This window comes from Tenacibaculum sp. MAR_2010_89, from assembly GCF_900105985.1.
GTDB lineage: Bacteria > Bacteroidota > Bacteroidia > Flavobacteriales > Flavobacteriaceae > Polaribacter > Polaribacter halocynthiae.
Genome location: NZ_FNUB01000005.1, coordinates 1,799,137 through 1,818,267 on the forward strand (window position 1 = coordinate 1,799,137; position 19,131 = coordinate 1,818,267).

The 19,131-nt window shown below is 28.1% G+C and carries 16 protein-coding genes; 7 read left to right on the top strand and 9 right to left on the bottom strand.

Translation table 11 applies throughout. The features are described 5' to 3' along the window. Positions 1 to 2: 2 nt before the first annotated feature. The 6 genes from BLV71_RS11445 to BLV71_RS11470 all read right to left on the bottom strand — a co-directional run bounded on the left by BLV71_RS11445 (position 3) and on the right by BLV71_RS11470 (position 9,490). A complete protein-coding gene (locus tag BLV71_RS11445) occupies positions 3 to 557 on the bottom strand; it encodes a DUF4178 domain-containing protein (protein WP_093870679.1) in 555 nt (184 codons plus the stop codon). Positions 558 to 595: 38 nt separating this feature from the next. Further along, positions 596 to 5,452 (bottom strand): DNA repair ATPase, encoded by a 4,857-nt coding sequence (locus BLV71_RS11450; RefSeq protein WP_093870680.1) that lies wholly within the window; start codon positions 5,450 to 5,452, stop codon positions 596 to 598. 118 nt (positions 5,453 to 5,570) lie between these two features. Then, positions 5,571 to 7,640: a flotillin family protein gene (locus tag BLV71_RS11455; RefSeq protein ID WP_093870681.1), complete on the bottom strand. Its 2,070-nt coding sequence runs from the start codon at positions 7,638 to 7,640 to the stop codon at positions 5,571 to 5,573. Between the two features lie 18 nt (positions 7,641 to 7,658). Continuing rightward, positions 7,659 to 8,363 carry a hypothetical protein gene (locus tag BLV71_RS11460; protein ID WP_093870682.1) on the bottom strand — a complete coding sequence of 235 codons (705 nt, stop codon included), beginning with the start codon at positions 8,361 to 8,363 and terminating at the stop codon, positions 7,659 to 7,661. Between the two features lie 2 nt (positions 8,364 to 8,365). Continuing rightward, entirely contained in the window at positions 8,366 to 9,082 is a 717-nt protein-coding gene (locus tag BLV71_RS11465; protein WP_093870683.1) for a PspA/IM30 family protein, read from the bottom strand. Positions 9,083 to 9,094: 12 nt separating this feature from the next. Continuing rightward, on the bottom strand, positions 9,095 to 9,490 hold the full coding sequence (locus tag BLV71_RS11470; protein ID WP_093870684.1) for a type III secretion system chaperone family protein: 396 nt from the start codon (positions 9,488 to 9,490) through the stop codon (positions 9,095 to 9,097). 240 nt (positions 9,491 to 9,730) lie between these two features. On the opposite strand from BLV71_RS11470, the gene BLV71_RS11475 reads away from it, so the two are divergent. After that, a complete protein-coding gene (locus BLV71_RS11475) occupies positions 9,731 to 10,486 on the top strand; it encodes an XRE family transcriptional regulator (protein ID WP_093870685.1) in 756 nt (251 codons plus the stop codon). Positions 10,487 to 10,491: 5 nt separating this feature from the next. Here the strand turns inward: BLV71_RS11475 and BLV71_RS11480 are convergent, their stop codons facing one another. Together BLV71_RS11480 and BLV71_RS11485 are read right to left on the bottom strand one after the other, a co-directional pair. Next, complete coding sequence (locus BLV71_RS11480; RefSeq protein ID WP_255405173.1) at positions 10,492 to 11,136, bottom strand: response regulator transcription factor; 645 nt, start codon at positions 11,134 to 11,136, stop codon at positions 10,492 to 10,494. Beyond that, positions 11,136 to 13,007 carry a sensor histidine kinase gene (locus tag BLV71_RS11485; RefSeq protein WP_093870686.1) on the bottom strand — a complete coding sequence of 624 codons (1,872 nt, stop codon included), beginning with the start codon at positions 13,005 to 13,007 and terminating at the stop codon, positions 11,136 to 11,138. Before BLV71_RS11485 ends, BLV71_RS11480 begins: the two co-directional genes overlap by 1 nt. 148 nt (positions 13,008 to 13,155) lie before the next feature. Between BLV71_RS11485 and BLV71_RS11490 the strand changes: the two genes are divergently transcribed. Further along, entirely contained in the window at positions 13,156 to 14,376 is a 1,221-nt protein-coding gene (locus tag BLV71_RS11490) for a beta propeller repeat protein (protein ID WP_093870687.1), read from the top strand. A gap of 11 nt (positions 14,377 to 14,387) precedes the next feature. Beyond that, positions 14,388 to 15,662, top strand: coding sequence for a metallophosphoesterase (locus tag BLV71_RS11495; protein ID WP_093870688.1), 1,275 nt, complete (start codon positions 14,388 to 14,390; stop codon positions 15,660 to 15,662). Positions 15,663 to 15,689: 27 nt separating this feature from the next. On the opposite strand, the gene BLV71_RS11500 is transcribed toward BLV71_RS11495, so the two are convergent. Next, a complete protein-coding gene (locus BLV71_RS11500) occupies positions 15,690 to 16,133 on the bottom strand; it encodes a DUF7738 domain-containing protein (RefSeq protein WP_093870689.1) in 444 nt (147 codons plus the stop codon). Positions 16,134 to 16,219: 86 nt separating this feature from the next. Here BLV71_RS11500 and BLV71_RS11505 point away from each other — a divergent pair, with 86 nt between their 5' ends. Genes BLV71_RS11505 through BLV71_RS11520 form a run of 4 tightly spaced genes read left to right on the top strand, consistent with a single transcriptional unit; the run spans position 16,220 to position 19,104 of the window. Further along, positions 16,220 to 17,524: an NAD(P)/FAD-dependent oxidoreductase gene (locus tag BLV71_RS11505; RefSeq protein WP_093870690.1), complete on the top strand. Its 1,305-nt coding sequence runs from the start codon at positions 16,220 to 16,222 to the stop codon at positions 17,522 to 17,524. Continuing rightward, complete coding sequence (locus BLV71_RS11510; RefSeq protein WP_093870691.1) at positions 17,517 to 17,828, top strand: hypothetical protein; 312 nt, start codon at positions 17,517 to 17,519, stop codon at positions 17,826 to 17,828. The genes BLV71_RS11505 and BLV71_RS11510 overlap by 8 nt, the downstream gene beginning before the upstream one ends. Next, positions 17,825 to 18,181, top strand: coding sequence for a hypothetical protein (locus tag BLV71_RS11515; protein WP_093870692.1), 357 nt, complete (start codon positions 17,825 to 17,827; stop codon positions 18,179 to 18,181). The genes BLV71_RS11510 and BLV71_RS11515 overlap by 4 nt, the downstream gene beginning before the upstream one ends. Beyond that, positions 18,178 to 19,104, top strand: coding sequence for an AraC family transcriptional regulator (locus BLV71_RS11520; protein ID WP_093870693.1), 927 nt, complete (start codon positions 18,178 to 18,180; stop codon positions 19,102 to 19,104). The genes BLV71_RS11515 and BLV71_RS11520 overlap by 4 nt, the downstream gene beginning before the upstream one ends. Positions 19,105 to 19,131: the final 27 nt, after the last annotated feature.

The window sequence follows — 19,131 nt, forward strand, 5'->3', positions numbered from 1 at the left end:
AATTATTCGTTATATGATGGTAAAATATTACTAATTTCAAATGTTTTAAGTGTTTTTCCAACGCTGGCTTCAAAATCATTTTCATCCCATTGTTCTATAGTTAAACATTTATTTTCATCTTCATTTAAATAGTCAAAAGAAATAAGCTCCTCCCAGTTTTCAGCTTCTACATTTCTATAGTATCCTGAAGCTTCTTCATCTAAATAATAGGTAATATCTTGGTAAGAAATTTCTTTAGGTGGTTTTCCGTTATTTTCTATATAGGTTGTAACGGTTGTACCAAGTTTTCTATATTTTAATTCTTCTGAAAGAGTGATAATAAGTTCATCATCATCCTCAATATGAAGAAATCTTTTTTTTCCTTTTGATTCTATAGTAAATTCTCTAGTGAAAAAATTATTACCCCAATCATATTCAGACATTTTAGTAACAGTCCAGGTTTCTAAGTCGTAATCTAGTAAGTATCCTTTTTCTAAATCCGTTATTTTAATATTTGTAGGGTCGTAATGTTTTTCTTCTTTTTCTTTGTTGTTTTTGAATAGGTCAAAAAATCCCATAGTGTTAGTTTTAGTTAGTTTTTTATGTAAACATAATATTATTTATCTAAGCCTTTTTTTAAAACAGCTTTAATTCCTTCTAAATTATCAGAAAAAGCCATCATTTGACTTAAGATTTGAGCCATTTCATTTTTATCACCAAAACCTTTTAATTTATTATTTTTAATAAATATTTGTTTGATGCTATCCCATCGAGTTAACTCATCATTTGATAAATTATTTATTAATTCTCGGTATTTTAATAAATTAGCTTCAGCCGATGAGGTTAACGTTTGAGATTCACTTTCATAATGAGATAATAGTAATCGTTGCAATTCATCATCATTCATTATAGGTACAATTTTTGCAACCAATTTATTCATATCACGATATGATCCTTGTAATTTGAATGAAGGTTCAGTTCTATATGCATCCTCCATTGCAGCCGATTGTATATAGGTTTGATTTACTTTTAAAATAGTATCACGAACTGTAATCACTTTTTCTAAAACAGCAGTATAGTCTTGTACTTCTTGTTTTGTATGATTTCCTTTTAAGTTAATTTCTTGAGTATTGTTTTCAACTTTATCAATAAGCGTATATACGTCTTCAAAATATTTACTACTAAGTTGATGCAGTACAGGGTTTGAAGTCATTGAATTTTCTATTAAACTCAACTTGAATAAATGTTCAGTATCTCCGATTATATCTCCTAAGTTATATATGTCAGCTCTATTGGCAAGCATATCTGGTATTTGAAACTTATCACCACTTTCAGTATATGGGTTTCCAGCCATTATTACACAAAACTTTTTACCACGTAAATCGTAGGTTTTAGGTTTTCCATTATAAACACCTTCAATTTTACGAGTACCATCAGACAGTGAAATAAATTTTTGTAAAAATTCAGGATTACAATGTTGAATATCGTCGAGATATAACATAACATTGTCTCCCATCTCAAATGCAAGATTTAATTTCTTTAGTTCTTCTCTAGAGGCTGAGTTATTAGCAGACATAGGATCAACAGAAGTGACTTCATGTCCAATAGCTGGGCCGTTTATTTTCATAAATACCAAACCTAAACGATTTGATAAATATTCCATTAAAGTAGTTTTACCATATCCAGGAGGAGAAATTAATAATAACATTCCCATCCTATCGGTACGTTTATTATTGCCAACAGTTCCTAGCTGTTTTGCTAAATTATCTCCAATTAATGGAAAATAAACTTGATCTATCAATTTATTTCTAACAAAAGAAGAAAGTACTCTTGGTTTAAATTCTTCTAATTTTAATTCTTCTTTTAAATTTTCAGTAATCTGATGTTTTGCTTCTCTGTACTTTTCAAAATTAGGAACTTCAATTTCAATAAACTGTTGTAAGTCTGTTATAAATTGATGGTAATTGAAATTAAAAACACCATCATTTATGGTTAAATGATTTCCTTTTAAATCTTTTAAACTTGTATTAGGATGTACACTTACAATGTTTGATTTAGAAAGGGTTTCAAAAAGAAGTAAACATACTACTTCATGAGTATAGTTTTTAAAAGCTGGCTTTTTTGTGCTAATAAAAGAGGTTACCCATTGTGTTGCTAATTGTATTTTAGCGGTATATTTTTCAAGTTTTTGTATTCCAGATTTAAACTTATGCAAGGCATCTTGTTTGTCTAAAGTTTTAATAAATAGATTTTTAATATCTATAGCATCCGTACTAATTTGAAATGTGTTATTTTGTTGAAATTCTTTAAAAATGTATTCTGCTACCTCTCTACAATTAGTAATGTTTAATAATTGTGATTCTTTATTGAATATTTGAACAGCGTTTTCTAATTCACTAATTATAAAATCGTAAGAAGTACTGTTTGGAAAAATACTTAGTACTTCACCAGAGGCTTTTATAGTTGTGTTATAGCTGTTTTGTTGGTTTTTAGTTAAGTGATGCCAAAAATATTGAGCAAATGCTCTTGTATTTGACGAATAGGTGAGTAGCCCTAGTTCATGATTTTTGTGAGTTAAAGTATATAAAATTTTTGTAGCATCAACATCGTGAACCCCTTTTAAATAGCCTTCAGAATATAAATTACTACTTTCTTTTTGAACAAGAGTTAGTAAATTTTCTTCTGATAAATTAATCAGTTCTTGCTCAGGGAATTTTCTAAATAATTTATAAGCTAAATAAGAAGAACGATAAACAGTGTCATTTTCAGATATTAATTCCTGGTTCCAATATTTTTTGGAAGATAAAAGAGTTTCATTCGTGATTTCTTCATAAAAATTAGTTCCAGTTAAATGGTAAAAAAGGCCTTCATTTTTATAAACAATAGTAAGGTCTAATGATTGTTTGTTAACACCAAATTTATGTTTTCCTAGTCTAATTACATTTTCACCATCTTCATAAAGTTCTTGTTTGTCTTTAAGCTTACGTAAAGAATCTTCTTTGGCAACTTTTAATTGTGTTTCTAAGGTTTCAGCTTTACCTATATCATCAAGTTCTTTTAATTGATTAATGATGTCTCTAACTTTATTAATCATTAAATCAGCTGCAAAATAGCCATTTATGTCTTCGATTGTGGTAAAAGATTGAGCTTTTTTATTAACTCCTTTTAAAATACGTTCAGAAGCAGTTTGTAATGCAACTGTTTTTTTATTTCGTTTTTCAATTAAACTATTTTTCCTACTATCAAACGCATTATGAATTTCTTCCCTTTTCTCAATTATTTGGGTGATAAACTCTTCAAAATCGGCAAATTTACCTTCTAATTCTTCTAATTGAATAGCAGTTTTAGTAAGAAATTCATCACATTTTTCAGGAGTGGTAGCCATGTCAATATAATTAATGATACTTTGATCAATTAACTTTAATTGAGCTGTAAAATCAGCTTTAGCTTCTTTACTACCTAAACTTTTTATAGTGTTTTTTATACCAGATTTTAATTGATTTAAACTGGCAAAAATTAAAGATATATTATCTATTATTTTTGTTGATTGTGAGGTGTCTTCAATTTCTAAATTAGTCACAATTTCGATTAACATTTCTAAATCAGCTGTAATTTGATTTACTTCTTTTTCAAGTGATTTAGCGTCAATTACTTTTTTTATTGTAGGTAAGGCTTCTTGTTTTTCATTAACTCTTTTATGATATGGAGCTAATGCTTTATCATTAAGTAAAAACTGAACACATCGTTTAGATATTAAGTTATTTTGTTCTGCAACTTGAGTTTCTAAATCAGTTAATAATTCGATATTTATATAACGAATATCATGAAGGCTAATAACTTCACCTCGTAAAGTTCTAAGTTTACTTAATAGTACTACAAAATCATCAATAGATTTAAAGGAAGTACTTTTTATTTTACTAAAAAGTTCATCAGATTTTTGATTGATAATTTTGGTTTCTGATTCTGCTTGTTTTTTTAATTGTACTACTTTTTCAAATTCATCAATAGCGGCATTTGCAGCTTCATTAATTTGTGAAATAGGAAGGTTTAATTGATGAGTTTCTTGTTCTAGTATCCAGTAGTAAGCATCATTGATGTTTTTTGATATTCGAGCAATATCATCGTATAAACCAGTATAGTTATCTTCTTTGTTTAAAAGGTTTATTAATTCATGGCATTCAGCCATTGCACTAACAATATCTTTATTCCCTATTTTGTATAATAGACTATCTTGATGTTGAGAAGGTATAAAATCGCCTTTTAAATATGGTGTTTGCCAAATTTGAACAACATGGTGTTTGGTTTGTTCGTTTTCTGTACGAAAATAACAAAGTTCACCATTTTCTAAAACGGTAAATCCATTACATATTATTGGGGTTTTTACTTCCTGTTCAATAATATTGTAAGACATTAATATGTATAATCCACGAATGGTTGCGTAAAATACATATAAGAAATCTTCTCCATTTGGTGAAATTATTTTTTCTTGAAATTTAACATCTTTCGTGTCGCTTTCAAATAATTTGTATTCTCCAGTTTGAAGGTAATAACCGTTAGGGAAAATAATACCATGATCATCAGGTAACTGAACAGCTGTATCTTTTATACTATCAATTTTTTTTACTTCTTGTAACTTATGATTGTAAACAAAGTATCTAGGGTCTTCCTGGAATGGTTTTACTTCAAGAGTAATTAAATTTCCTAGATTTCCATAACGAAACTGACCATCGTCTAAAGTTTGATCAATATGTTCAACAGGTTCTGACAATACACCTTTTCCATCATTTGTATTATCTTCAATTTTAATAGTTAAGTCACCACCAATAGTTTCAACAAAAATTTTATCTAAAATGGAAATATGTGGGTGTGAACCATAACGATGCATATCTCTAGATACTTCTTGCCATTTAAATTCATGTTGGGTGGGAAACTTGTATTCATGTTCACTTCTGTTGTCAATATATTGAAGTGAGTTTTCTTTAATAAGCCATTTAAAAGCTTTAATATCGTTTTTATTTTCACTTAATTGGAAAACCATATATAGGTAGTTTCCAATAATAGCAAACTTAGAAAAAATAGTATTTCTGTAGTATTTATATAAATTGGTAAAATCATCAGTAAAAATAGCATCATTTAATAAGTTCAATGATTGTAGATGAAAGTGATTGTCTTTAAATTCATAAATACTAAATACATCTGAAAGTTTTATATCGGTTCGTAACCCAAAGTGTACGTTGTATCCAAATATTGAAGTGTTACCTAGAGAAACAATATCTCTGGCAATACAATTGTTATCAGTATTTATTCTATCATTAGCAATTAATTTGGTTTCAATGGTGCCAAAAACATGTTTTCTAGCATCATTTAATTTATGCAATCGTTCTAGTAAATCTTGCTTTTGTTTTTGCAATCTACCTTGAATAATTTCATAAGTTCCGCCGTCTAATTGTTGAGTAGTATTTTGGTTTTCCATATGTTTTTTATAAGGTAAAGAAAGGAGTTCTTTTTCGGAATTATGGCTTTTATTCTTGTAAAGTATTGTGAAATACAAACTATGAGGTTAGTTTTAAATTAACCTCATAGTTTATGTATTATGATAACTTATTATCAGATAGTCCTAAACCTTTAGCAAGATTAAATAGGTTACCAAATAAGTTTTCTTCATCTGAATTTGTTGCTTTTCCTTTTAAATCCATTAAAAGGTTGGCAATCGTTAAATTTTTAATATCCTCAGTTGAAATTCCATACTGGTTAGCGAAATCTTTTACTTTTTCTAGTAAATTCCCCTTAACATCATCACTTCCCAAAATAGCATCTTTTACATCTTGAATATTGGTACTGTGCTTAACAAGTCTATCCACTCCTTTAGCTTTAGTAATTTGACCAATTATTTGATCGAAGAACATTGTTTCTCCACCTACAATATCAATATTGGCAGCTTTTAAAGCATCTCCAATAACTTGAGCTTGTGCATCTGCAATATCTTTTTGAACGTTAATATGAGCTAAATCAACTTTTAATTCTTTTTCTAAGCGTAATTTAAACTCTTCGTGCTCTTTACCAACACCATCAAGTTTTTTCATTGCCTCCGCTTTTTCTTCAATTCCTGTAGCTTCTGCTAATGCTTTTTCTTTAATAACTTCAGCTTCAGCAATCCCTTCTTCTTTTAAAGCTTCTGCTTTTGCTAAAGTTCCAGCAGCTTCCGCTTTCGCTTTTTTCTCAATAATAGTTGCATCAACAAGTCCTTGACGTTCGTTGGCATCTGCCTTTGCATGCATTACTTGTGCTTCAGACATTCCTATAGTAGCTTCTTCTTTAGCTTTAGCTTCTGCTAATGTTTTTCTTGCCTCTGCTTCTTTTTCACTCGCTTCTTTTTGTGCTTGAGCTTCAATATTAATTTCTTCAGCTTTTTGCTTAGCAGCTTCTTTTTGTGCTTCAGCAGCTTTTATTGTTTTAATTAAAGCTTCTTCTGCATCTGCTTCAGCAACTGTAATTTTTACTTGTTTGTTACGATCGGCAGTTTTAAAAGCTTCAATATCTTTCATGTTTTCTTGTTCTTCAACCACGCCTTTTTCTAAAGTTACACGATCACGAATAACATCTTGAATATTTTTCTTTTCTACTTCAACTACTTTTTCTTTTTCAATTTGAGCAAGAGTAACAATACGTTCACGTTCTGTAGCTTCTAGCATTCTGTCTTTTTCTACACGTTCAGTTTCTACAACATCGGTACGTTGTTTGTTTTTTGCAGCAACAATAATTTGACGTTGCATATTCTCTTCTGCAACTTGTACTTTTTCTTCGGTTGCGATTCTTGCTGTTTCTGACTTTAAACGTTCTTCTTCAGAAACTTTTAAAGTTTCTGCTTGTTCACGTGCCTTGATGTTAGCAATTTCACGTTTTTGTTGTTCTTCTTTTTCTGCTAATTGCTTATCTAACTCTAAAATTGCTTCACGAGCTTCAACATCTTGTTTACGAATTACTTTTTCTTCATCACGCATAATTAAGTTAGACTTAATGTTTTGTGCTGCTGTTAATTCAGTGATTTTTTTAATCCCCTGAGCATCTAAAATATTATCAGCTTTTAAGAAAGAAACAGGTGTTTGTTCTAAGTAATCAATAGCACAATCTTCTAAAGTGTAACCATTTAAATCAGTACCAATAATATCAACAATTTCATCTCTAAATTCACGACGAGCTTCATATAATTCTGTAAACTGAAACTTCTTTCCAACCGTTTTTAATGCTTCAGAAAACTTAGCTTCAAATAATTCTTCTAATGTTGTATGATGTGAAGCTCTTTCACATCCAATTGTTTGTGCTACTTTTTTTATAAACTCTACTTCATTATTAACACGAACAAAAAAGGCTACTTTAATATCAGCTCGCATGTTATCTTTACAAACAAGTCCATCGTTACCTAAACGTTCTATTTGAATTTTCTTAACAGAAATATCCATGATTTCTACACGGTGAAATACAGGAACTACATACATTCCTCTGTCTGTAGCAACTTTGGTTCCCTTAAAACCTGTACGAACCAAAGCTTGTCCTTGAGGTACTTTTTTGTAAAACATTGCAACGATTGCAAAGTATGCAATTACCAAGAATAAGATTAACCCGATTGCAATAGATCCTATTTGTATTAAATTTTCTAGCATAGTAATTAATTAGTTTTTTTAGTTGATATATTTTTGTGCGTAATAAAATGTTTTGTCTGCGCTTTGTTTTATGATTAATATTTGATCTCTAAATTCGATTAACTCTCCATTTAAGGACTTAATATTAATAGAAAGAGTAACTCCTTCTGCTTTTATTTCAGCAGAACCTAATTTTTTGTTTGTTATTTTTGATAATGAAACACCAGTTCTACCAGTAATGTCAATTGGTTTATCACCATCTTGATTTAAGTTTTTGAAAAAACTTTTAAAGGGCGATGTGAAAACTTTAGTAATAAATAATGAAGGAAAGAATCCCGCAAGCATTAATACAAAACCAAAAGTGGTATTAAAGCTATTTGTTATTGTAGTACTAACTGTTGTGCAAATCCACCAAATGAATATCCAAGAGGTAAAAGTAAACATAAATGGAAGTCCAACAAAGTTGAAGTAAATAAGGATTACTTGCCACCATTTTAATGGCTTTCGTCTCTTACCTACTACATCTTCTTTATTTACTTCTGTATTTGCAATATCATGAAAGTCAACATTTCCTCCTTCAATACCTGCATCCACATCTACATCAACGTCTACATCGATGTCCACATCAAGGTCAAAATCAATACCAGAAACCATAGTTACAAGCCAATAAATAACTAGTATAATAACTAATATGGTTAATGTAATGTTTACATTAGAGAATATTATGTCGGTTAGTGAATTCAATATTATGCTTCTTTATCGTTATTAATACCTAATTTTTCTTTTAATTTTTCTAAATCACTTAAAGCGCTATCTTCTGTAGTGTCAGTAATAGCATCAAGCTCATCATCTATACTTTTTGATTCGTTTGCAATGTCTCCATAAGCTTCAGCTAAAGCTTCTTCTTGTTGCACCTTTTCTTTCATTCGTTCTAACATTGTTACAGTACTAGAACTATCAATTTCAGCCATTTGTTTGTTTAAGTTTTTAGTAGCATTACTAACTTTAACTCTAGCTTTTAATGTTTTTAATTCATTTTCCCATTTACTAATGTTTGATTTTACTTCAGAAACATTTTTTTCAAGTTGAGTAACAGATTTGTTAAATTTATCAGCCTCTTCAGAAGTTCTAGCTATGTGTTTTGTAGCTTCTTCCTTTTTAATTAAAGCCTCTTTAGCTAAACGATCTGCTTCTGAAACATCTAAATCACCATTTTGAGCTTTTTTCAAAATAAGCATTGCTTTATTTTGGTAATCTTCTGCTTTAGAAGTATACTCTTCTTTTTCATTGTTGGCTCTAATTGCCATTGCTTTTACTTGTGCTAAAGCTTCAAGACTTTTATCTAAATCTTGCTTCATATCTCTGATACCTTGTTCGGTCATCTTAATTGGATCTTCCATTTTATCGATGGCAGAATTTGCTTCAGCTTTTCCTATTTTAAATAATCTTCTAAATATGTTCATGATAATTTTTTTTTAATATTTTGAATATGTTATAATTTGTTCTGAGTATTCACTCAATAATAAACTAAGTGAGTTTAAACTTCCTTCTAATTCGTTTAAATCTAAATTTTCTAATTGTAAAGTGTCTCTAAAAATAACGCGTTCACCACTGTCGTCTAGAACAAAAGCTCCGTGAATTATATCTCTATTTTTCTTTAAAAGATTTTTGAAAATTTCTTCATTTGGTTGATTTACTTTAAAAAGAAATTGTTCCATAATAACTATAGGATATGCTACACCTACAATTAAGTTTTTTATACCAAAACTTTCCTTTTCAATGACAAAAACCCCATCAGCTTCATTTTCTTTTGTGATGTTAAAATTAAGTTCTTGTAAAAAGTTTTTAGTCTTAGTGAAATGATTGATCATAAGCAATTGAGTTAGTTAATTTAATTGTTTTCTTTAAACGTGTAATATTACAAAAAAGATCCTAAAATAAGACTTGTAACATAGATAGTTATTAATACCATTTTTTTTAGTTTTGAGGTTGTAAATTTAATTTTTTTTGAAATTTGACTAAAAATTTTAGCAAAAACCAAAAGTATTAGCTAATATTGTTAGTGTAAAAGTACACAATATTTTTAATATTGCAAATAAAATTAGCAAATAATGTCTTTTTTTGGAAAAAATATAAAAAAAATAAGGGGAGTTAAAGGGTTAAGTCAGCAGGCTTTTGCCGAGTTGTTTGATCTAAAGAGGGCTACTTTAGGGGCTTACGAGGAAGGTAGGAGTGAACCTAAGATAGATACTTTAATTAAGATTGCTAATTTTTTTAGCATTCCTATAGGTGATTTGTTAACGGCTGAATTAACTGTAAATAAATTATTACAATTTAAAGATGATTTAACGCTTCAGGCTGAAAAAGTTGAAAAAGAAGAATTGGCAAGTGTACCATTAATAACTGATGTAAATAGTGGTGAGTATGTAAAATATTTTGATAAGAAAAATTTTATAAACGATTTGCCAATGATGCAATTACCATTAAATTTATCAAAAAACTTTAGAGCTTTTACTGTTAGTAATCTTGAAATGTCAATGCATGACAAAGGCTTATACCCTAAAGATATTGTTGTAGGAGAATATGTTCCTTTGGCTATTATACCTAAATTAAATAATGGAGATTTAGTTTTGGTATTAGTGAAAAATGAGTTGATATTAAGGCGTTTTTATGTGGCTAAAAAAGAAGTTGTTTTGAGGGCAGATCATAAAAATATAGATGACAAAACTTTTAATTTAGCAGATGTAAAAGAGTTATGGCGTATTAGATATGTGTTTTTTAAACGCTTGCCAGAACTCGGTGATCCTTTAGAAGATAAGCTCCTTTTTTTAGAAAAAGAATTTGCTAAACTTAAAAATAAAATGTGATTCGTTTAGTTTACTAAACCTTGTTGGATAGCATATTTTACTAAACCAACCATGTTTTTTGTTCCTATTTTCCGCATTAAATTTTTTCTATGAGTTTCAACTGTATTGAATGAAATGAATAATTCATTGGCAATTTCTTGTGTGTTTTTTTCTTGAGAGATTAAAAGTAGTACCTCATTTTCTCTACTGCTTAATTTTACCGATTGTTTTTTTGTTTTAATTGGGTTGAATATGCTGTTACTAATTATTTCTTTTATGTTGTTTGAAAAATAATTTTGCCCACTAATAACTGTTTCAATAGCTTTAAAAAGTTCTGTTTTACCAGTGTTTTTTAATAGGTAACCATTAGCTCCTTTTTTTATAGCTTTAGTTATTGTTTCTCCATTTGCATGAGAACTAACAATTATGATTTTAATATTATTGTGTGTGTGTGTTATTTTTTGAGTAAGTTCTATACCGTCCATAGAAGGCATATCAATATCGCTTATAACAATATCAAAATTAGTGTTTTTTAAAGTTTTTAATGCTTCTTCTCCATTTGTAGCTACGTGAATATTTTTAATTATGGGTGATTTTTGTAAAATAGATTGAATTCCTTCTAAAAACATTTTATGGTCGTCAACAATTAAGATATTTACTTTTTCAATCATTATTTCACAGGTATATTTATATTAATAGTAGTGCCTTTTTTTAAAGTTGAATCTATTTCTAAGTTTCCATTGAGTTTTGTAACTCTTGAAGTAATGTTGTTTAAGCCAATTCCTTTTTTACTTTTATTGATGTCAAAACCTAAACCATTATCTTCAACTAATATATTTAAATAATTTTCATGAAGAGTTGTATTAATCATAGTTTTTGTTGCTTCAGCATGCTTTATAACGTTGGTTATTAGTTCTTGTACTATTTTGTAAACTTCAGATGAAATAATTTGAGATATCTTGTTTATTTCTTTTTCAGGGTAACTGTCAAATTCAATTTTTAAATCGTTTGATTTATATAGGTTAATAAGTTCATTAATATTAGTTGTAAAGCTTATGTTCTCTTTTGGAAGTAAATTGTGAGATATAATACGAACTTCATTGTATGTGTCGTCAATGTTTGCTATTATTTTTTTTATTTCAGAAGTATCACTGCTATTTATATTTGTTAATTTAATTTTTATAGCAGCTATATTTCCACTAATACTATCGTGTAAATCTTTGGCAATTCTTTTTCTTTCTTTATTTTGACCATTTAAATGAGATTGCATTGTTTTAACTTTTTGAGATTCTAAAAGGGTTTTTAATTTCTCTTTTGATAGTTGTTTTTGTGTATGTAATTTTTTACGGTATAATAAAATAGTAAAAACAAGAAGAACAAGAATTAATATAAGAGCAATAAATAGTATTTTGTTTCGACTGTTTTGTTTTTGGATATGTACTTTTTGCTTTTTTATTTCATCTTCTTTAGCTAGGTTCATGTATTTTGACTCTAGTTCTTTTGCTAAAAAAATATTATCTCTGTTATGAATGCTGTCCTTAATTTGTTGAGCTTTTATTTGATATTTACGTGTTTTGTTAAAGTTTCCTTTTCTCTTATAAAAATTTGTAAACCGTTTGTATAGTATTTCTATATCAAATTTATAGTTGTCGTTAATTAAATAACTTTCAGCCTTAGTTAAGTATTTTAATTCTTGCGAAGTGTTTTTTTCGTGAAAAGCAATTTCAGATAATAAAAGGTAAGTTTTACCTAGAAAAATAACATTATCATGTTTTTGTTGATAATTCTCAGCGTTTAATAACATTTTTTTTGCCTTATTTAGTTTTCCCTTTTTTATGAATACTTCAGCAATACTGGTATTATTGGCAAAAAATGTTGGGAGATTATTTTTTTTAAAAAATAAAGATGCTTTTTGATAAAAATATAAAGAAGAGTCTAGGTTTGAGGTTAGGTAAATTTTACCTAGAGTTATATAATTTAAATTTTGAGTTAGTTTAGTTGTGTTTGGTGTTTTTAATACTTTTAAAGCGTTTTTTTTAGCTTTAGATTTGTAGTTCATTAGTAAATTTAAATCAGCTAAACTACTTAGTATCCTGCTTTTATTGTTGATGTTAAATGTGTCTAAATTTTTTAAAGTATTTGAGAGTATTGAAAAAGCGTTATAATAATTCCCTTTACTCTTTTCATAGTGAGAAATACCTAGTGCTAATGAAGTATATTTTTTTGGAAGTTGCGTTATAAGTACTCTATTCTGATTGAAAAAGTTAAGAGCTTTTTTAAATTCTGCTTGAGCTGAATCAGCTTTTTGTAATATAAAAAAACTTATACCCTTTATATGATGAGCTTTTATTTTATAGATATTATGGTTTGGGGTTGATTTAAGTGTATACAGTATTGAATCAGCTATACGTATGTTTTTCAAAGGAGTTTTACCATTTGTTATTTCATTTATTATTAGGTCTAATTTGTTCTTTTCTTCTTGAGAATAAGAATGTAAAGAAGTGAGAATAATAAATAAAAAAAAACTAAATGAAAGTTTCATGTGTTTTACTGATGAATGTATACAAATTAAAGAAAAATAAAAAAAAGAGCTATAACGGAATTCAGTTATTATAAAATTACCTGAATATGGTTATTTAATTACGAAATACAATATTCAATTTTGTGTCATAATTTTAAATAATCAACTTGTGAATAAAATATTGTACATATTTACTTGCCTTTTTTTAGTTGTATCATGTAAAGAAAAAGAAAGCTTTTTTTTAGAAGGTAGTATTGATGAACTTTCATCGAACTTTGTAGAAAGAAATACTCAGCTAAAGTTGTTTGGGATTGATATTCCTAAAGATATAAAGGTGTATTTGAATGAAGATCTATTAGATATTATTTCACTATCTAAAAATAATTTAAAAATTAAAATACCTGCAAATGCTTCAAGTGGAGTTTTAAAAATATTATTAGGAAATCATAATAAAGAAATCTTTCAGCATTATTTAAAAGTAAAAGATTTCAATTGGCAGAAATATGATTTACCTGAGTCTTTTAATTATGTAGAATTTGTAAATGATAAAATTGGTTTTGGTGTTACTATTAATTCTAATGTTTTTAACAAAAGTTTTATTTATAAAACTATTGATGGGGGGAAATTATGGGATGTACTTATAGATGAGTCTGATGTTTTTTTAGACTTTAAAGTAGTAAATGAAAATTTTATTTATTCTAGAATGAGTGATAAGTATAAGATCTCAATAGATGGAGGTAAGAACTGGTTAGCTGTAAGTGTTCCAAAAATAGAGTACCTAACTAGAGATTTCATATGTTTTAACTCTAAAGACATGTTAATGTTAGCAAATAAAAGAGGGAAAGGGTATGTTTTACAATCTTCAGATGGGGGCAGTTCATGGAAGGAAGGATTTGAATTAGCTAATATTAGAGGTAGTTATAGGGATGTTAAATATATAAAAGAAGTATACCTTAATAAAGATACGGTTTGTTTGTTTGATACAAAGGCCAAAAGTCTATTGAGGAGCTTTGATAAGGGGGCTACCTGGGAAGAGGTTAAATTAGATTTGAAAAAAACTAGTTTGTTGGCTTTTGATTTTTTTGATGAAACTAATTTTTTGTTTTATGACTTTTTAGAAGAGGAACTTTTTATGTTCGGTGAAGGAGGAGTTAAAAAAAATAAAATACAATTACCAGTTTTATCGAATGAAAATGAGAAAATAGAAAAAATAAAAATATTAAATCGTGATAAAATAGTTGTTTTAACAAATCAAGGAGGTTTAGGTTATACTAATAATAGAGGTTTAGATTGGGAGGTATTTTATTTAGAAAATAACTCTATAACTATGATTGGTAGTTTACAAAAGAGTATTTACATGTTGAAAGGTAATGAGTTATTTCGTAAGTAAAAAATTGGGTAATGAAAAAAAACAGTATAAAAGTTTTAAAGTGGAGCGGTGTTTTAATGATTGCTTATTTAGTGTTAACAACAATAATATTAGGGTACCAAGATACAGATACAAAAAAAGGAAAACACAATTTTTATTGGTCAGGGTTGAATGCATTATGGTTAAAAAATAAAGTTTTTGGGTTTAAGATTAATGAGCAAGTAGAAGTTGCTTTTAATGGAGTTGATGGTCCTTATATTGTTAAAGATAGTTTGTTTTTTGTAACTGATAAAAATGAATTTAAAAGAGCGAAAAAAGAAAACAACAACATAGTAGTAAAAACAAATTGTAGGGAGCTGAGTAAGTTTAATGTTAACTTAAAGAGTTCTTTAAAAAAGGAAGTAGATGTATATAAAATGCCTAATAAACTTATTGCTATATCAGACATAGAAGGTAATTTTAATGGTTTTTATAGCTTTTTGAGAAGTAATAAGATTATTGACAAGTATGCTAATTGGATTTTTGGAAATGGACATTTAGTTTTAAATGGTGATTTTTTTGATAGGGGAAATCAAGTAACACAGGTTTTATGGCTAATTTATCATCTTGAAAGTGAAGCTGAGAAAAGTGGAGGAAAAGTACACTTTATTTTAGGGAATCATGAAATTATGAATATGTATGGTAATGTTTCTTATAATGATGAAAAATATATAGAGGTAGCTAAAAAAATAAGTAAAAAAACAAGTTGGGATGATGCTTTAAGGTTTTTATATTCAAATAAAACGGAGTTAGGAAAATGGTTAAGAACAAAAAATATAGTTGAGAAAATAGGAGATTTAATATTTGTTCATGGGGGGTTAAATAAATTTCATTACGAAGGTAATTATAGCATTACTGAACTAAATAATATAGCCAAGAATTATTATGGAATTGTAACTAGCCTTAAAAACCTTAAAGAAGAAAGAGACAAGTATGTTATTGGTTCAATTAATAGTCCATATTGGGATAGAAGGTTAAACTTAGATATTAAGCATAGTACAGCTCTTTTAATGAATGGAACTTCTGTAGAGAAAACATCAGGTGATGATTTATCAAATATTTTAAAAATGTATAACGCTTCAAAAATTATTATTGGACACTCATTAGTTGATGATGTTTCTAGTGATTATAATAATAGAGTTATTAAAATAGATGTAAAGCACGGGGAAACATTTGAGTCTGGAGAAACAAAAGGAGTGTTAGTTGAATATGCAGCTTTTTATAAAATAAATGATTTAGGTGAAAAAAATAAACTTTTTAAAGAATAAAGAATGATGTAAAGTATTGGAGTGATCCTATAAAAGTTTATAGCTTTTGTTTACTCCAATACTAAAACCATAACGGATTTCGTTTTCACTACCCAGCCTTAGAATTGAAATATCTCCTAATGAAATTTTATCAAATTCATTATTAGTAATATTTTCATCATTTAAAAATAATTCTCCACTAAATTGTTTTTTAGTATTGTATTCGCTTCTATCTTTTTTGTTTTGAAAAAAGTTAATAGAAAAAATTTCTTCGGTATCGGTATATCTACAAAAAACGCCTAATGAATCCCAAAAAACATAATTTTTACTTTTGTTTAAATTTCTGTTGGGCTCTCCAAAAATAGCTACTAAAGAGTTGTAATTGGTAGGGAAAGTAAATTTCTGATCATTGATTATAACTTCATCAGTTTTACAGCTAACTATTATGTGTTTTTTATTTTTTCTGAAAAAACGTAGTACAAAATTTTTCATTTTATAAAGCTATAAAAAAACTGAATATAAAGAAGAATTTTTAGCTAAATTTGTTCTTACAATAATATATTTAATTACTAAGATATATGAATATACCTCAAACCAGTTTTCCGCGTGTTATAATAGTAGGTGGAGGTTTTGCTGGATTAGCAGTTGCAAGAGGATTGGAAAATCAAGAGCTTCAAGTAGTTTTAATTGATAAACATAATTACCATACATTTCAACCTTTATTATATCAAGTAGCTACAGGTGGTTTAGAACCAGATAGTATTGCTTTTCCACTTAGAAAAAGATTTAATGATGTTGATAATTTTTATTTTCGTTTAGCTGAGGTTACCAATGTAAACGCTAAAAGAAATGTAATAGAAACATCTATAGGAAATTTAGAGTATGATAAATTGGTTATAGCTACTGGATCAACAACTAATTTTTTTGGAAATACTAATATTAAAAAATTTGCAATGGAAATGAAGTCTGTTCCGCAGGCATTAAACATCCGTAGTTTAGTATTAGAAAATTTTGAAGAAGCTTTACTAGAAAAGAATCTAGAGAAGCGTTTGGCTCTAATGAATTTTGTTATTGTGGGTGGAGGGCCTACAGGTGTTGAGTTAGCAGGTGCTTTAGCTGAAATGAAAAAAGGTATTTTACCTAAAGATTATCCAGATTTAGATATAAGGCAAATGAAAATAAATCTAATTCAAAGTTCTGGAGAATTGTTAAAAGGAATGAGTAAGAAAGCTTCTGAAAAAGCAGAAGATTTCTTAATCAAATTAGGGGTTGATGTTTGGAAAAACTTACGAGTTTTAGATTATAATGGAGTAACTGTTAAAACTGATGGAGAAGATCATTTTGATGCGCAAACAGTAATATGGGCAGCTGGGGTTAAAGGAGATGTAATTGAAGGTTTAGAAGGTACTTGTTTAGTTGAAAGAGCAAATAGATTTAAAGTTAGTAAGTATAGTAAAATACTTGGTTATGAAAATGTATATGCTGTAGGAGATGTTGCTTGTATGGAAACTGAAGGTTATAGTTATGGACATCCTATGATGGCTCAACCTGCAATTCAGCAGGGTAAGTTATTGGCGAAAAATATTATTCTCGAATTAAAGGGGAAAAAACTAAAGCCTTTTATTTATAATGATAAAGGTTCAATGGCTACCATTGGAAGAAATAAAGCAGTAGTAGATTTACCAAAGCTGAAATTTCAAGGAGTGTTTGCTTGGTTTGTATGGATGTTTGTTCATCTTTTTTCATTAATAGGATTTAGAAACAAAGTAATTGTTTTTATGAATTGGGTGTATAACTATATTCGTTTTGATAGAGAAACTAGACTGATTATTAGACCTTATAAAAAGAAAAATAAATATTCATTCGAAAAAGAAAATGTCTAAAATCAAAACAAATATTAAATGTTCGAAGTGTGGAGTTTTTACTGAGAATTCTGATTATTGTAAAAGTTGCGGAAATTTAATATCTCATAGAAAAAGACAAGAATTAAAAGTAGCTAAGTTTAAGCAAGAGCAGATTGAAGAGGTTAAAAAAGAATTAGAGAATCCAAATTTAGCAAAAAGACTAATAAAACATCCTTTTGTTTTGTACAGAGTTGCAGGTTGGGTATTACATTCTGTTTTTTTAGTTGTAAGTGCAATAGGGGCTTTTTTAGCATGGTTTATAGCTATGGTGGCAGCTGGATGAAAAAGAAAGGGTTGTTATACTATTTTTGTTTTTCATGTTTACTTGGGAGTTTTGTTTATTTAGCTTCATTGTATAAGATAGAGCTACCTGGATTTGTTCGTTTTTATGTAAATGACTTTTTAATTGTTCCAATAGTTTTATCTATATGTTTGTATGTTTTAAGATGGAGTAAAGGAAATGAAAAATATTGTATTCCTATTTGGGGTGTATTATATATTTCTTTATTTTATTCAATTGTATTTGAGTTTTTTTTACCACAAACTAACATAAGGTATACATCGGATATTATAGATGTAGTTTTGTACTTTGTTAGTGGTTTTTTATTTTATCAACTTCAAAAAAAATATTCATGAGTTTACCCAATATTATTTCTAATAAAACTATCATAAGAGTAGGTAGAGCAATTGATTTTGTAGAAGAAAATTTAGATAGAAAACTTAATTTAGAAGAGGTAGCAAAAGCTGCTTATTTTTCTCCATATCACTTTCATAGACTTTTTAAAATTGTAACTAAAGAAACACTTAATGAGTTTGTTTTTAGAAAAAGAATAGAAAAAGCGGCTCATTTTTTATTACATCAAAAAGAAAAAACAATAACAGAAGTGTCTGAAAAAGTAGGATTTACTAGTTTATCGTCCTTTTCTAGAGGATTTAAAAAATTTTATGGAGTTTCCCCAGAAGAATTTAAGAAACAAAGTCCAAGTAAATTTAGCAAGATTTGTAAAACCAAAAGCAAAGATGGTCAAATAGAGGTAAGGTTTGAGCAATATATTTACAATATTAATAATGCTTTAAACTGGATTAAAATGAATGCAATAAAAACAGATGTGAAAACAGTACCTGATATGGAGTTGGCTTATATAGGTTATCAAGGAAAAATGGATTTAATAGGTAACGCTTATAATGAACTTATTAAATGGGCAACTCCAAGAGGAGTAATGAATCAAGAAAATGTTAGAATGTTGACTATTTATCATGACAGTCCAAAAATAACTGATCCAAATAAGATTAGAATGAGTGCTTGTGTGGTGTTAAGTCAAAAAGTTACTTCAGATGGTCAAGTAAATTTGAAAGTATTACCTGCTACAAAGTGTATTGTTTCTCGTTTTGAAGTAACTTCAAAAGAGTTTCAACAAGCTTGGGAAAGTAGTTTTGTATGGATGAGTGAACAAGGGTATAGAAAATCAGAAAGAGATCCTTTTGAGATTTATTATAATAACGGGCAAGAGCATCCAAATGGGAAATGGATTGTAGATTTGTGTATTCCCGTTGAATAGATTGAGAATAAAATTTAAATGCCGTTA

What these genes read in the sequence shown, in the direction of transcription:
- BLV71_RS11445 (WP_093870679.1), bottom strand. Translation starts at nt 557, where the DNA reads ATGGGATTTTTTGACCTATTCAAAAACAACAAAGAAAAAGAAGAAAAA.
- BLV71_RS11450 (WP_093870680.1), bottom strand. Translation starts at nt 5,452, where the DNA reads ATGGAAAACCAAAATACTACTCAACAATTAGACGGCGGAACTTATGAA.
- BLV71_RS11455 (WP_093870681.1), bottom strand. Translation starts at nt 7,640, where the DNA reads ATGCTAGAAAATTTAATACAAATAGGATCTATTGCAATCGGGTTAATC.
- BLV71_RS11465 (WP_093870683.1), bottom strand. Translation starts at nt 9,082, where the DNA reads ATGAACATATTTAGAAGATTATTTAAAATAGGAAAAGCTGAAGCAAAT.
- BLV71_RS11470 (WP_093870684.1), bottom strand. Translation starts at nt 9,490, where the DNA reads ATGATCAATCATTTCACTAAGACTAAAAACTTTTTACAAGAACTTAAT.
- BLV71_RS11475 (WP_093870685.1), top strand. Translation starts at nt 9,731, where the DNA reads ATGTCTTTTTTTGGAAAAAATATAAAAAAAATAAGGGGAGTTAAAGGG.
- BLV71_RS11480 (WP_255405173.1), bottom strand. Translation starts at nt 11,136, where the DNA reads ATGATTGAAAAAGTAAATATCTTAATTGTTGACGACCATAAAATGTTT.
- BLV71_RS11485 (WP_093870686.1), bottom strand. Translation starts at nt 13,007, where the DNA reads ATGAAACTTTCATTTAGTTTTTTTTTATTTATTATTCTCACTTCTTTA.
- BLV71_RS11495 (WP_093870688.1), top strand. Translation starts at nt 14,388, where the DNA reads ATGAAAAAAAACAGTATAAAAGTTTTAAAGTGGAGCGGTGTTTTAATG.
- BLV71_RS11500 (WP_093870689.1), bottom strand. Translation starts at nt 16,133, where the DNA reads ATGAAAAATTTTGTACTACGTTTTTTCAGAAAAAATAAAAAACACATA.
- BLV71_RS11505 (WP_093870690.1), top strand. Translation starts at nt 16,220, where the DNA reads ATGAATATACCTCAAACCAGTTTTCCGCGTGTTATAATAGTAGGTGGA.
- BLV71_RS11510 (WP_093870691.1), top strand. Translation starts at nt 17,517, where the DNA reads ATGTCTAAAATCAAAACAAATATTAAATGTTCGAAGTGTGGAGTTTTT.
- BLV71_RS11515 (WP_093870692.1), top strand. Translation starts at nt 17,825, where the DNA reads ATGAAAAAGAAAGGGTTGTTATACTATTTTTGTTTTTCATGTTTACTT.
- BLV71_RS11520 (WP_093870693.1), top strand. Translation starts at nt 18,178, where the DNA reads ATGAGTTTACCCAATATTATTTCTAATAAAACTATCATAAGAGTAGGT.